The sequence below is a fragment of the Sphaerisporangium sp. NPDC049002 genome (genome assembly GCF_040649355.1).
Classification (GTDB): Bacteria; Actinomycetota; Actinomycetes; order Streptosporangiales; family Streptosporangiaceae; genus Sphaerisporangium.
This window is the reverse complement of the sequence record NZ_JBEZFH010000083.1, coordinates 14278-28391: the sequence shown is the minus strand read 5'-3', so window position 1 is coordinate 28391 and position 14114 is coordinate 14278. Positions and strand designations below refer to the sequence as shown.

Sequence of the window (14114 nt, the reverse complement as noted above, 5' to 3'; positions counted from 1 at the left end):
CGAGATGCGCCGGCTCGCTCACGTTCAGCTGCTCATCATCGACGACTTCGCGCTCAAGGGCCTGGACCAGATCGAGACCGCCGGCAGAAGAAGCACAGGTCACAGGTCGACAGGCAGTCGGGCGCGTACCGGGCGTCGACGCCGCGCACCGCGTCACGCAGCTCCGCCACCGGGCGGGTCGGCACTCCCTCGGCGTCCAGCGCCAGGTCGAAGGTCAGCTCGGGCTCCAGCGCGTCCACGATCGCGCCGACGCGCGTCATGCGGGCGAGCTGCCGTCTGAGCACGGCGAGCTCCCTGCGCACGTCCACCAGCGTCGCGGTGGGGCGGTTCGCGAAGTTCTCGGGGCACACCAGCACGACGTCGTGGGACACCCGCTGGGGATCGTGGCCGAGATCCTCCAGAAGGTTCCTCAGCGCCAGCACGTACACGGCGGCCTGGCGGGCCGCCGCCGCGACCTTCTCTGGCTCGGCCTGCCCGTCGATGACGGCGAACGACTTGATCTCCACGATGTGGAACCGGCCGCCCAGCCGGAACGCCACCACGTCGGGCTCCAGGTAGGAGCTGTGGCCGGCGATGTCCAGCCGCAGCAGCGGATGGTCGTAGAGCGTGCCCGCGTCGTCGCCGTCGCGGGCCGCGGTGTCGATGAGCTTGCGGGTGTGGGAGTGGCGCAGGTGCGCGGACGGGTCGCCGCCGATGTCGCCGAGATCGGTGTACGCCGCCAGAGGGATCGGCAGGCCGAGGAGCTCGCGGAGCAGCCTCAGCAGTTCGGCGCAGCCGCTCTCCTTGACCAGCGCCTCGAACAGGTTGCCGCGGGTGATGGCGAAGGGCGACCGGCCGAAGGGCGCGGGAAAGCCCAGGTGGGTGGCCGTCGCGTCCTTGTCGATGCCGGCGGCGTCCAGCACGGCGCGGCGCGCGCACCCGGGGTTGGCCGCCAGGGCGGCGATGGCCCGCGCGTCGTGGGGGCGCGGCGGCACCGGGCCGCGCAGCCGGTCGAGTCGGTCCACCTCGCGCCTCTCTTCGGGCCGTTCCACCTCACGCCTCTCTTTGGACCAGGGTCAGGACGGTGCCGCCGAACAGGCGCTCGGCGTCACGCAGCCGGTCGCGCGCGCGGCCGGCGATCTCCGCGCGGGCCGCGGCGTCGGCGGCGGCGTGGACCTCCAGCTCCGCCTTGGCCGCCTTGACCACGGTCACGGGATCGGGCGCGGCGCCAGGGACGTTGTGTGCCAGCCGGGACAAAAGCCGCTGCGCGCTCGGCGGGGGCGGCTCACCGGCCTCGGCCAGCCGGATGATGTGCCCGGCCACCCGGATCGCGGTGGTCAGGAAGTCGACACGGGGGCTCAGCGGCCCGACGACCCGTTGCTCCAGCGGCCAGGTGCTGACGGCCAGCAGCCCCCGGGAGGCGGAGAGCCGATCGGTGAGCGCGGCGCACAGGTAGTACGGCCGGGCGAACGGCGAGGTGCGGAAGGACCGCTCCTCGTCCCTGCGCAGGCTGGTGAGCTGGGTGCCCTTGAGCGAGCCCGCGCGCAGGGCCCCGTGCACGGCCACGATCATCTTGGCGGCGGCGGGCACGCCGAGCAGGGTGAGCGCCTGGTGGACCTGCTCGCGGACCGGGAGCAGCGAGCCGGGTCGCGCTTCGTCCTCCTCCTCGCGGGCGGGGTCGTGGGCGGTGAGCGCCTGGTCCCACGCCCGCTCCGCCCTTCGGAGCTCGGCGCGCAGCGACCGGGCGAGGACGCTCTCGCGGGCTCGCACGGCCTGCCGGATCTCACCGCGGAGCGCGGTGATGCGCTCCTCCAGATCGTCCAGCGATTCACTCACGCCCGGAGCGTACCAACAGTTCCCTTGAGTTCCAGTGATTTCCAGGCGTGTGCCTCAGCTCAGGGGCCTGAAGTACGTGCCGGGCCGGTCCTGGCCGATCACCCCGCCCACGCACCGGTAGATCCGGACGCCCTGCTTGAAGGCCTCCGGGGTGGGCGGCAGCACCGACACCATCCATTTGCCGGGGGCGATGGCCTTGGCCGGGCCGTACGTCGACTGGATGAGCACCGGCATCGAGCAGAGCTTCTTGACCGTCGGATGACCTTCGAGGTCCTCCATGTCGTAGGTGATCGTATCGGCGGGCATCGGGGCCACGGCGAAGGTCTCCCACGCGTGGGTCTCCTCGCAGCCGCGCCTCTTCACCGTCACCGACCCCGCGGTCGAGACGATGCCGCCCCAGCACTCGGCCTCCCGCCCGCACGCGGCGTTCGCGCCCGCGACCGCCGCGGCCGGGCAGTTCTCGGTGGTGGTGCTCACCTCGCCCGCCGTCACCTTCGAGCCGGGGGCGGAGGAGATCGCGCTCGGCGGGTCGTACCCGTTCGGCGTGGTCGTCGCGGTGACGTTCCCGGGCACCTGGCCCTCGTGCAGCATGATCGCCGTCCCGATGGTCAGCAGCAGCGCGAACACGCCCGCGACCACGACGTACATCCCCGCCTGTGAGGACGGCGCCGGCGCCTGGGGAGGCCGCGTGACCGCCGACGCTCGCGCGCCCGGTCCCGTCGCGCCGCCCCGCGCCGGGCGGCCGTTTCCCGCATCGCGCGAGGACGGCCCGGACGGCCGGGGGGCGGGACGCGCCGCCCCGGGATGCCCGGCGTGCGCGGGCGACGCCGCCGGCCGCGGTGACCTGGACGGCACGGCCCCGGACGGCGCCGCGTGCGCGTCGCGCGAGGCGGGGAGCGCGGAGGCCGGAAGGGACGACAGCGCGTCCCTCAGGGCGGCGGCCGAAGGGATGCGCTCGCGGGGATCGGTGGCCATCCCCGCCCGCAGGACCGCGGTCAGGCCCGCGGGGACACCGGGGATCTCCGGGATCGGCCGGCGGTGCATCGCCATGATCATCGCGATGTTCACCACCCCGCCCTCGGGGAAGCGCGGCGGCCGGCCGTTGAGCAGGGCGTACAGCGTGGCCGACAGCGAGTACACGTCGCCGGCAGGGCTCGGCTCGGCCAGCTCGAACGCCTCGGGCGGCCCGAAGGCGGGGGTCAGCGACTCGCGCGTAACCGACATGTCGCCCTCGGCGTGCGCGCTCGTGGCCAGCCCGAAGTCCGACAGCGCCACCATGCCGTAGCCGTTGACCAGGATGTTGGCCGGTTTGACGTCGCGGTGCAGCACGCCCGCCGCGTGCGCCGCCGCCAGCGCGTCCGCGATGCGCACGCCGATGTCGCGGACCTCGCGCGGGCCCAGGGGCCCTTCGCCGCGCAGCCGGTCGGCCAGCGACCCGCCGGGGCACAGCTCCAGCACCATGTACGGCCGGCCGTCGCCGAGCACGCCCGCGTCGTAGACGTCGGCCACGTGGGGATGACCGGACAGGGCCCCGGCCGAGGTGACCTCCCGCATGAACCGCCGCCGGTCACGCTCGGAGACCAGCACGCGGTTGTCGACCTTGAGGGCGACCTCGCGGCGCACGGCGAGCTGCCGGGCGCGGTAGACCACGCCGAATCCGCCCTGCCCGAGGATCCCGAGCACCTCGTAGCCCGGCACCTCCGGCGCTCCAGGCTCGGTCACCTTCCACCTCCATCGCGGCACGCGAGCGGCACACTACCGGAACGGTTCGCCGGTGTATGGGCAGAGATCACACTTTCGCGCTGATCGGGTGGTGATAGGGGAGGGAGTCCCCATGATCCGGCGACAGCGGTACGTGACCGTGAAGTACCCCTATGCTGTCCTGCATGGCGACCGTGGCGGGGATCGGCGGAAGGGATCCGGACCGGCGCCGGGCGCTGCTCGACGCGGCCGACCGGGTCATCCGGCGCGAGGGCCCGCAGGCGTCGATGGCGGCCATCGCCGCCGAGGCGGGCATCACCAAGCCCATCCTCTACCGGCACTTCGGCGACAAGAGCGGCCTCTACCAGGCGCTGGCCGACAGGCACATCCGCACGGTGATCAAGCAGCTGCGCCGCGAGTTCGCAAGGGCCCGCACCGGCCTGCGCACCCGGGCCCGGGCCACCATCGAGACCTACCTCGACATGATCTCGGCCAACCTCAACCTCTACCGCTTCCTGTTCCACCGCGCCGGCGCCGAGGACAGCCGCACCCACTCCCACATGGCCGGCATCGTGCGCAGCCTGGGGGAGGAGCTCGGCGCGGTCATCGCCGCCGACGGCACCGTGTCCGACCCGGTACGTGCGCAGATCCTCGGGCACGCGTTCGTCGGCATGGTGCAGACGACGGGCGACTGGTGGCTGGAGCACCATGAGGTCGACCGGCGGCAGGTGGTCGAGAGCCTCGTGGACGTCATCGTCGCCGCCCTGGAGGGAACCTTCGCGCCGGATCCCTCCTGAGCGCCGGCGCGGAGGCGGGCCGTCAGCGGGAGCCGGACAGCTCGATCTCTTGGACCCGGGGGTCGCCCTCGTCGGCCAGGTAGTCGGAGGGGCGGGTGGCGTCGTCCCCGTCGGCGAACTTGCCGGCCCGCGCGATCAGCGTCCCGGCGACCGCGACGACGAGGTTGACGGCCAGGGCGAGGAAACCGGCGTAGATCGTCATCTTGGTGTCCAGGCCCAGCTTCGACAGCGCGAACGCCGAGCCGCCGAAGTGGGCGTGGTCGGTCGCCGGGTTGGCGACGTTGTAGAGCATCAACATGCCGGACGCCATGCCGGCGGCCCACCCCGCGATCAGGCCGCCCCGGTGGAACCAGCGGGTGTACAGGCCGAGGCCGACCGAGGGCAGGGTCTGCAGGATGATGACGCCACCGATGAGCTGGAGGTCGATGGAGAACTGCGGGTCGATCAGCAGGATGACGAGTACCGCGCCGATCTTCACCACGAGCGAGGCGATCTTGCTGACGGCCGCCTCCTGGGCGCTGGTGGCGTCCCGCCTGACGTACTCCTTGTAGATGTTGCGCGTGAACAGGTTCGCGGCGGCGATCGACATGATGGCGGCGGGGACGAGCGCGCCGATGCCGACGGCGGCGTAGGCCACCCCGGCGAACCAGTCGGGGAACATCTTGTCGAACAGCAGCGGTACCACCGTGTTGGCGTCCGCCTTGCCGCCGGCGGTGACGGGCTTGATCCCGGCGGCGATCGCCATGTAGCCGAGCAGCGCGATCAGGCCAAGGAGCAGGCTGTATGCGGGCAGTGCGGACATGTTCCGCTTGATCACCCCGCGGTTGCGCGCCGCCAGCACCCCGGTGACGCTGTGCGGGTACAGGAACAGCGCCAGGGCCGACCCGAACGCCAGCGTGACGTACTGGAGCTGGTTGTTCGGGTTGAGCAGGATGCCGTCACCCGGGGCCGGGGTGGCGTCGAACTTGGCCCGGGCCGCGTCGAAGATCGAGCCCCAGCCGCCGAGCCTGCTCGGGATGTAGATGATCGCCACCAGGATGACCAGGTAGATCAGGCCGTCCTTGACGAACGCGATCAGCGCGGGCGCGCGCAGGCCCGACTGGTAGGTGTAGGCCGCGAGGATCGCGAAGGCGATGATGAGCGGCAGGTCGCCGGTGACGCCCATGGTCTTCAGCACGGCCTCGATCCCGACGAGCTGCAGCGCGATGTACGGCATGGTGGCCACCAGGCCCGTGATCGCGATCAGCAGCGCCAGGGTGGGGGAGCCGAAGCGGGCGCGGACGAAGTCGGCCGGGGTGACCATGCCGTGCACGTGGGCGACCGACCACAGCCGGATCAGCACGAGGAACACCAGCGGGTAGGTGACGATCGTGTACGGCAGGGCGAAGAAGCCCGTCGCCCCCGCGCCGAACAACAGCGCGGGCACGGCCACGAACGTGTAGGCGGTGTACAGGTCGCCGCCGACGAGGAACCACGTGATCCACGAGCCGAACTTCCGGCCGCCGAGCCCCCACTCGTCCAGTGTCGCCAGGTCGTCGGGACGGCGCCAGCGGGCCGCGACGAACCCCATGCCGCTCACGACCACGAACAGGATCGCGAAGACGATCAGCTCGGTGACGTGCCCGCTCATCGCCCGCTCCGCTTCTTGCCCACCTGGTAGACGATCGTGGTGGCGCCGACGCCGAGGATGATGAACGCGAGCTGCAGCCAGTAGAACAGCGGGAACCCGAACAGGCGCGGCTCGTCGGCGTTGTAGAGGGCGGGGATCAAGGGAATCGCGATCGGCACGAGCAGCAGCCGGTTCCACGGGCTGCGATCGCTTCGGGCCGGGCGCTGATCGCTGGGTGGCGTCGTCAACACACTCTCCTAGGGAGAAGAGAGGCGTAACTAGCCTGATGGGGCTAGTTATCCGGTTGTGCGGAAGCGTAATTTCGCGACGGGGTCGCGCGCCTCACCATTCGCCGAACGGACCTGTTGGCGCGCCGAGCGGCGACGCCGGCGCCGCCCGCAGGGGCACGGGGGCATCGGTCCAGGTCAGCGGTGGTGTCGCGGGTGCCGTACGCCTCCGGGGCGGGCACTTCGGCGACGGTATCGGGCCGGTCGCCGAACACGCGTCCGCAGCGCCTTGACAACGCTGCCCGCATCTCGTAAAGACCGGTGAAAAGTCGTGCCGGGGACGGCTCGCAGGGGTCGTCAGCTCGCGGCGTGGGGCAGGATGACGGCCGAGGGATGGTCCGGGTCGTGGAAGATCTCCTGGTCGGCCGCGACCGACAGGTGGCCGGTCCCGAGGGGCTCGCCGGTTCCGAGGTTGCGGGCCAGCCGGGGGTAGGCGCCGCTCGCCACGTGCACGCGCACGCGGTGACCCTTCTTGAAGCGGTGGGCGATCGGCCACAGGTCGACCTCGACGCGGCGGACGCCCTCCTCGTCCTCCGGCGGCGCACCGGGCAGAAGGCGCCGTACGCCCTCGCACACGTTGAGCGAGGTGCCGTCCGGATGCACGTCGCACACCCGGACCACCAGGTCGGTGTGGCGCGTGCTGGATCTGAGGAACACCTCCGCGGTGACCGGGCCGATCAGGTCGAGGTCCTCGCCGAGCGCGTCGCCGGTGTAGACGAGCACGTCGGAGCGCCCCTCCAGGCGGCGGTTGTCGCGGGGGGCGGAGTTCCCGAGCAGGGTCGGCCCGCCGGAGACGGGCGTCGGCCGCGCCGGGTTGTAGCGGTACCGGTCGGGATAGGACCCGGCGGCCGGGTTGGCGGTCGCCAGGCCGAACCCCGGCTGCAGGTGCCAGCGCCGCTTCCTGGTGCCGGGCACGGGCCAGTCCTCGAAGTCGCGCCACTCGTCCGCGCCCGTGACGTACAGCCGCACGGGGCTGGCGCGCAGCCCGGAGGTGTCGCCGAGCAGGTGGGCGCGGAACCAGGCGAGCGCGTCGAGGTTGGCGAGGCGGCCGTGCCGCACGTCGGCGTGGTGCCACGGCCCGACCGTGAGGTACGGCCGGCGCCCGGCGGCCCGCATGGCCATGTAGTCCTTGAGCTGCCATGGCAGGAAGACGTCGTACCAGCCGCCGGTCATGGTGACCGCCGCGTCCACCTCGCCCACGGTGGCCGAGAAGTCCCTCTTCTTCCAGAACGGCACGGCGGGGTCGGCGTGGTGGGTGAGCACCTCCTGGAAGAACGGGAGCTGCCGGCCGGCCGCCAGCACGTCGAGCTCTCCGATCGGCCGCCCGGAGAGCACGGCCCGCTGGGTGCGGCGGGGGGCGAAGAACACCGCCGCCCCGCTGAGCGGCCCGGACATCAGGGCGGTGAGCGTGCTCCAGCTCAGCGTGGACTCAAGGGCGAACGAACCGCCGACGTAGGCGGCGTCGCGGAACTGCGACGCGGTGACCTGGGTGGCCATGGCCTTCAGGTCCGGGCCCGCGTACGGCGCGATCGCCCACTGCGCGTAACCGAGGTAGCTGGGGCCGTGCATGGCGAAGCTCCCGCCGTACCAGGGCTGGGCCCGCATCCACTCGACCGTCGCGAGGCCGTCGTCCTGCTCGTCCAGGGGGGTGAGCTCGCCGCCCGACCCGAACCCGCCCCGGCAGCTCTGCAGGATCACCTGGAAGCCCTGCCGCGCGAAGGCCCTGCCGTACGCCAGCCCGAACAGGCCGCGCCTGCCGTACGGTGAGCGGATGAGGATGGTGGGGGGCCTGCTCACGCCGATCGGGATGTAGCGGTCGGCCAGCAGGAGGACGCCATCCGGCATGGGGACCTGCACGTCCCTGTGGACGACCACCCTGTACTGAACCCGAGCCATGAGCGCTCCTGCCTGTAAGCGGAGTCATACCCCGGTTGATGTAAGCAGCGCTTTACTCACTGGTAACATGCTAGTGCTATCGGCCGCCGGGCGCTGTGACGTATGTCACTCATCCGGCGTCCGTCCCCGCGCCGGGCTGTTGGCCGAAGAAGTGGCGGCGGGTCCGTAAGGCCGCTACCATTTGGCCATGCGAACGATTTCACCTGCTCAGTGGTGGCGCCGCTCCTAGGCGGCGCATGTTTCGCATTCATTTCGGACGGCCGCCCCGGGAGGCGGCCTTTTTCATGCCCACCCGGGGCCAAATCGAAGATCCAGAAGGGCGAGGCAAGGGTGGACACGAGCGGATATACAACCGCGGGCGGCATCGGTGTCGAGGTGACGACCGCCGACGTTCCCGAGTCCGTGCTGGAGGAGGTGGTCTCCTCCCTCGGCGAGCGGCGCGGCGGCGTGCTGTCCTCGGGCATGGAGTACCCCGGCCGGTACAGCCGATGGCACCTCGCCTACATCGACCCCGTCCTGGAGATCGTCGCCCGGGGACGCGAGATCTCCGCGCGGGCGCTGAACGAGCGCGGCAGGGTCGTGCTGCCCGCCGTCACCTCCTGCCTGCTCGCCGCGGGCAAGACCACGACGGAGCCGACCGTGGACCACGTCGAGGTCCACGTCGCCGAGTCCGAGGACATCCTGCCCGAGGAGATGCGCAGCCGCCGTCCCACGGTCTTCACGGCCATCCGCGAGGTGATCGCCGCCTTCGCGGGCGACGACGAGCACCTCGGGCTGTACGGGGCGTTCGGCTACGACCTGGCCTTCCAGTTCGAGCCGATCAGGCAGGCGCTCGAACGCGAGGGCGACCAGCGCGACCTGGTCCTCCACCTGCCCGACCGGGTCATGGTGATCGACCGCAAGCGGGAGACAAGTCGGGAGTACCTCTACGAGTTCACCGTCGACGGCGTCTCGACCCGCGGCCTCCCGCGCACCGGGGAGTCCGTCCCGCTTCCCCCCACACCCACCCAGATCCCGAAAAATCCGGAGCAGGGGGAGTACGCGGAGGTCGTGGAGGCCGCCAAGCAGAAGTTCCGGCGTGGCGACCTGTTCGAGGTGGTCCCCGGGCAGGTCTTCCACGCCTCCTGCGACGACCCCTCCGGCTTCTACCGGGGCCTGCGCAAGATCAACCCCGCGCCGTACGAGTTCCTGTTCAACCTCGGCGAGGGCGAGCACCTGGTCGGCGCCTCGCCGGAGATGTACGTCCGCGTCCAGGGCGACAGGGTCGAGACCTGCCCGATCTCCGGCACGATCGCGCGCGGCGCCAACCCCGTGGAGGACGCCGAGGCCATCCGCACGCTGCTCAGCTCGGTGAAGGAGGAGTCCGAGCTGACCATGTGCACCGACGTCGACCGCAACGACAAGTCGCGCATCTGCGTCCCGGGCACGGTCCAGGTCATCGGCCGCCGCCAGATCGAGATGTACTCCCGCCTCATCCACACCGTCGACCACATCGAAGGCCGGCTGCGCCCCGGGTTCGACGCCCTGGACGCCTTCCTCACCCACATGTGGGCCGTCACCGTCACCGGGGCGCCCAAGACCTGGGCGATGCAGTTCATCGAGGACCACGAGGCGACCGCCCGGCGCTGGTACGGCGGCGCCGTCGGCTACCTCGGCTTCGACGGGTCGATGAACACCGGCCTCACCCTGCGCACCGCCCAGATCCGCGACGGCGTGGCGACGGTCCGCGCCGGCGCGACGCTGCTGTTCGACTCCGACCCCGGCGCCGAGGAGCGGGAGACCGAGCTGAAGGCCAGCGCCCTGCTCGGCGCCCTCGCCGCCGTCGGCGCCCCGCCGGAGCGGGCCGTGCCGGCGGCGTCGGCCGAGCGCCCGGGGGAGGGGGTGAAGGTCCTGCTCGTCGACTACGAGGACTCCTTCGTCAACACCCTCGCCGACTACTTCCGCCAGCACGGCGCCGACGTCGTCACCCTGCGCCACGGCTTCCCGCTCACCATGCTCGACGAGGTCGCCCCGGACCTGGCGGTGCTCTCGCCCGGCCCCGGGTGGCCGTCCGACTTCGGCTGCTCCGACCTCGTCGGCGCCCTGTACGCCAGGGGGCTGCCCGTCTTCGGCGTCTGTCTCGGCCTGCAGGCGATGGTCGAGCACGCGGGCGGCACCCTGTCGCTGCTGCCCCACCCCGAGCACGGCAAGAGGGGGCTGGTCCGCAGGGTGGGCGACAGCGCGCTGCTCGACGGGCTGCCGGGCGAGTTCACCGGCGCCCGCTACCACTCGCTGCACGCCAAGCAGCCTGAGGTGAAAGGCTTCACGGTCACCGCGCTGACCCCCGACGGCGCGGTCATGGCCATCGAGGACACCGTCAACCGCCGGTTCGGCGTCCAGTTCCACCCCGAGTCCATCCTCACCGCCGAGGGCGGCGCCGGATCCCGGATCGTCGCCAACGTGTTGAGGCTGTGCCGGGGTTCGGTGGAGGCGGCGGAGAAGTAGCGGCCGAAGCCGGGGCGCGCCCTCAGAGTCCACAGGCCGGACACCGGCGTGAGGGCGCGACCCGGCGGCGGGCGGCCGTGGCGCCTGCGATCACGATCCGCCGCGACATCCCCCGAAGCGAAGCCACTCCGTTACGATGTGGGCGGCCTAGACGAGGGGGATCCGAGGCGTGGAATTCGTGAGCGATGTGACGGTGGAGCTGGTCAGGCACAGCGCGGCCGACTCCGACGTGGTCTGGGCCGCCCGGGTGTCCACCGCCGGGGAGCAGTCCCTGGAGGCGGTCCACCAGGATCCCGAGCGCTCCAAGGGCCTGATCAACTTCCTCATGCGCGACCGGCACGGCAGCCCGTTCGAGCACAACTCGATGACCTTCTTCATCAACGCGCCGATCCTGGTCTTCCGCGAGTTCCACCGGCACAGGGTCGGCTGGTGCCTCGCAGGCGATTCCGAGATCACGCTGGTGAGCGAGAAAGGGCATGTTCGCCGCCGGACCATCGCGGAGCTCTACCGGCTCTGGCATCACGGCGTCGATGGCACCAGGCCCCGCGCGGGTGGGGGAGCGCCGCAGTACACGCGCCGTGACCATGTGCGGTGTTTCGACGAGACGACCCTGCTGGAGTCACAGGGCAAGATCCTCGATGTCATGGAGTCCGGGGTCAAGCGGCTGATCCGTCTCGGCACCGCGAGCGGCCGGTCGCTGAGGTGCTCCGTGGACCACGCCGTCCTCACTCCCGAGGCCTGGCGCAAGGCGGGGGAGCTGGAGGTCGGAGACAAGGTCATGATCGGCGAGACCGGGCCGCGTCCCTCCGAAGCGCCCACGCGCGGAGGAAAGCCGCCGGTCGCCGAACCCGACCCGATCGTCTCGATCGGTGACGGCGGCGAGGAGATGACCTACGATCTGTCGGTCGAGGGCCCCTGGCACAACTTCCTTGCCAACGGCGTGGTCGTTCACAATTCGTACAACGAGGAGAGCGGAAGGTACCGCGAGCTTCAGCCGGTCTTCTATGTGCCCGGGCGGGCGCGGAAGCTCGTGCAGGAGGGCAAGCCGGGCCGCTACCAGTTCGTCGAGGGCGACGACGAGCAGCACAAGCTGGTGACCGAGACCATGGAGAGCTCCTACCGGCGGTCGTACGAGGCCTACCAGGAGATGCTGGCGGCGGGCATCGCCCGCGAGGTCGCGCGGGCCGTGCTGCCCGTCGGCCTGTTCTCCTCCATGTACGCCACGTGCAACGCCCGCTCGCTGATGCACTTCCTGTCCCTGCGCACCAAGGACGAGCGCGCGAGCGTGCCGTCGTTCCCGCAGCGCGAGATCGAGATGGTGGCCGAGAAGATGGAGGCGTTCTGGGCCGGGCTGATGCCGCTCACCCACGCCGCCTTCAACGCCGCCGGCCGCGTCGCCCCCTAGCGGGGCGCAGCGCTCAAGGGTGCCGTGCGCTCCGGCACCCCGTCGCCGCGCTGAGAGTCGGCCGGCCCGCACCCCCCGGTGGCGGGCCGTCATCGGGGGCTCTCTACAGGGCGGGAAGCACGTAGACCTCCGCGCCCGGGGGTAAGGCGCAGGCCAGCCCGCCTAGGCGGCGGGCGTTCTCCCCGCACACGAACATGCTGATGTGGCGGCGGATCCCGCCGTGCTCGTCGCAGAGCCGCTTCTCCAGCAGGGGGTGGGTGCGCCGCAGGGTGTGGAGCGCCGCGCCCAGCGTGGGGCGGCTCTCGTCGGAGTCGGCGACGGCGAAGACGCGGACCTCGGTGGCCCCGCTGCCCCAGTGCCCGAGCGCGCTGGGCAGCACGAATGTCACGAGCGTGACCGGCTTGGCCATCGGAGTCAGCGCACCGCCGTGGCGACAGGCAAGGCCCGTGCGACGTGGGGGGAGGAACGCCTCGTGTCGGCGGCGAGCAGGGTGCCCTGCATGATCGCCCTTCCTTTCGCGGTGTCGGGGCCGCATCGCCTGTCCCCCCGGCTCGGCGTGGTCGCCCGATCGGCATGTCGGCCGCTGCGCGCGGATCGGCATCATCGTGTCACGTTGCCCGGGCACCCGCCGGACTCCGCGTGATTTGGGTGATCAGTTCGCCCGGATAGTCCGCTGATATCTGGTTGCTCGCGGGAACTCGGCCGCGACTCCCCGGGGATGGGGTCGCAGTGGATGCGCGCCGGGGGCACACCCTCGTTCTGGAGCCGCCGCACGGTCTCGTTGACCATGGCGGAGGGGCCGCAGACGTACACGTCGTGGTCGGCCCACGAGTGGAAGCGCTGTACGACGTCCGGGAGCGAGCCGCGCATGCCGTCGTAGCCGGGCTCGCCGGACACCACCGGCAGGACCCGCAGCCACGGGAAGGCGGCCTCCATGCGGATCAGGTCGTCGAGGTCGTACAGCTCGCCGGCGGTGCGGGCGCCGACCAGCAGGTGGATGTTCGGGCGGCGGCCCGAGGCGATGACGTGCTCGATGATGGCCTTGAGCGGGGCGAGGCCGGTGCCCCCGGCGACGCAGATGATGTCGCGCGCGTGCTCGCCGTCCGGGGGCGCCATGGTGCCGACCGGCGGGCCGAGGAGCACGGTGTCGCCGATCCGCGTGTGCGAGACCAGGGCCGAGCTGACCCACCCGCCGCTCACGGCGCGCACGTGCAGCCTGATGGTGTTGTCGGGCCGCGGGGCGTTGGCGATGGAGAACGTGCGCCAGACGCGCGGCCAGCGGGCGACCTGCAGGTTGACGTACTGCCCGGGGACGAAGTCCATCGGGGTGCCGGGACGCAGAGTGATGACGGCGACGCCGGGCGCGCGCAGTTCGTGGTCCACGACCTCCGCCAGCCACCACGCGGGGGCGACCCCGGCGTCGGCCTCGGCCGCCTCGATCATGAGGTTGGCCGCGACCGTGTAGGCCGCGACCCACGCGGCCTCGATCTCGCTGGTCCAGGTATCGCCGGCGAAGCGCTTGATGGTCGCCAGCAGCGCGTTGCCCACGGCGGTGTAGTGCTCGGCCAGCACGCCGTACTTGCGGTGGTCCCTGCCGAGCTGGCTCAGGTAGGAGCCGAGGCTGTCGGGGCTGTCCAGGCTCCAGACGATGCGGGTGAGCGCGCTGAAGAGACGGTCCCGCTGGACGTCCATGGCGGGGGGGAACATGCTCCGGAGGTGTGGGCCCTCAGCGAACAGCCGCCCGTAGAAGTACGCGACGGCCTTGCCCATGACGGGCTCGACGGCTGAGAAGCTTTCCTTTACTAGACGTGGATTCAACGACATATATAGACGCCACCCTAATTGACCGGATTTAGCATCCGATCTCGTTGTGCCACCTCCCTGACGGTCCGGGTACGAGCGTCCGGCGGCCCCAGCTCAACCGAGCGCTCGAATTGGAGTCTTCCATTCCCTCTTGAGCCCCACAACCGTTTCACCACAAGGTGACGGGAAATCGAACTCTTTGTAATTGACGGGTGATTCTCCGTAATGAATTCCGGGGTGGGGGCGGATGTACATGAAAGAGAATCACATTCATCTTTTCCCGGGATGCCATTTCCGGGTCCTCGTCCGGGTCGCAA

At 71.2% G+C, this 14114-nt stretch carries 11 protein-coding genes; 3 read left to right on the top strand and 8 right to left on the bottom strand.

The features are described from left to right. Positions 1–53 precede the first annotated feature (53 nt). Genes AB0B89_RS18225 through AB0B89_RS18215 form a run of 3 tightly spaced genes read right to left on the bottom strand, consistent with a single transcriptional unit; the run spans position 54 to position 3537 of the window. Complete coding sequence (locus AB0B89_RS18225; RefSeq protein WP_358553733.1) at positions 54–1004, bottom strand: hypothetical protein; 951 nt, start codon at positions 1002–1004, stop codon at positions 54–56. Positions 1005–1032: 28 nt separating this feature from the next. Further along, complete coding sequence (locus AB0B89_RS18220; RefSeq protein ID WP_358553731.1) at positions 1033–1815, bottom strand: hypothetical protein; 783 nt, start codon at positions 1813–1815, stop codon at positions 1033–1035. Between the two features lie 54 nt (positions 1816–1869). Continuing rightward, positions 1870–3537, bottom strand: coding sequence for a protein kinase (locus AB0B89_RS18215; RefSeq protein WP_358553729.1), 1668 nt, complete (start codon positions 3535–3537; stop codon positions 1870–1872). A 164-nt stretch (positions 3538–3701) separates the two neighbouring features. Here AB0B89_RS18215 and AB0B89_RS18210 point away from each other — a divergent pair, with 164 nt between their 5' ends. Next, positions 3702–4313 (top strand): TetR family transcriptional regulator, encoded by a 612-nt coding sequence (locus AB0B89_RS18210; RefSeq protein WP_358553727.1) that lies wholly within the window; start codon positions 3702–3704, stop codon positions 4311–4313. A 22-nt stretch (positions 4314–4335) separates the two neighbouring features. Here AB0B89_RS18210 and mctP read toward each other — a convergent pair whose 3' ends face one another. From mctP to AB0B89_RS18195, 3 genes are all read right to left on the bottom strand, one after another. Next, entirely contained in the window at positions 4336–5943 is a 1608-nt protein-coding gene (gene mctP, locus AB0B89_RS18205) for a monocarboxylate uptake permease MctP (RefSeq protein WP_358553726.1), read from the bottom strand. After that, the gene (locus tag AB0B89_RS18200) at positions 5940–6173 is read right to left on the bottom strand and encodes a DUF3311 domain-containing protein (protein WP_358553724.1); all 234 of its coding nucleotides are present in this window, start codon (positions 6171–6173) and stop codon (positions 5940–5942) included. Before AB0B89_RS18200 ends, mctP begins: the two co-directional genes overlap by 4 nt. A 333-nt stretch (positions 6174–6506) precedes the next feature. Beyond that, positions 6507–8105, bottom strand: a complete 1599-nt coding sequence (locus tag AB0B89_RS18195) for a CocE/NonD family hydrolase (protein ID WP_358553723.1) — start codon at positions 8103–8105, stop codon at positions 6507–6509. Positions 8106–8435: 330 nt separating this feature from the next. Here AB0B89_RS18195 and AB0B89_RS18190 point away from each other — a divergent pair, with 330 nt between their 5' ends. Together AB0B89_RS18190 and thyX are read left to right on the top strand one after the other, a co-directional pair. Then, positions 8436–10589, top strand: a complete 2154-nt coding sequence (locus tag AB0B89_RS18190) for an anthranilate synthase component I (RefSeq protein WP_358553721.1) — start codon at positions 8436–8438, stop codon at positions 10587–10589. A gap of 178 nt (positions 10590–10767) precedes the next feature. Continuing rightward, the gene (thyX, locus tag AB0B89_RS18185; RefSeq protein WP_358553719.1) at positions 10768–11994 is read left to right on the top strand and encodes an FAD-dependent thymidylate synthase; all 1227 of its coding nucleotides are present in this window, start codon (positions 10768–10770) and stop codon (positions 11992–11994) included. 103 nt (positions 11995–12097) lie between these two features. On the opposite strand, the gene AB0B89_RS18180 is transcribed toward thyX, so the two are convergent. Then, positions 12098–12403: a hypothetical protein gene (locus AB0B89_RS18180; RefSeq protein ID WP_358553717.1), complete on the bottom strand. Its 306-nt coding sequence runs from the start codon at positions 12401–12403 to the stop codon at positions 12098–12100. 191 nt (positions 12404–12594) lie between these two features. Beyond that, positions 12595–13764 (bottom strand): globin domain-containing protein, encoded by a 1170-nt coding sequence (locus AB0B89_RS18175; protein ID WP_358553715.1) that lies wholly within the window; start codon positions 13762–13764, stop codon positions 12595–12597. Positions 13765–14114: the final 350 nt, after the last annotated feature.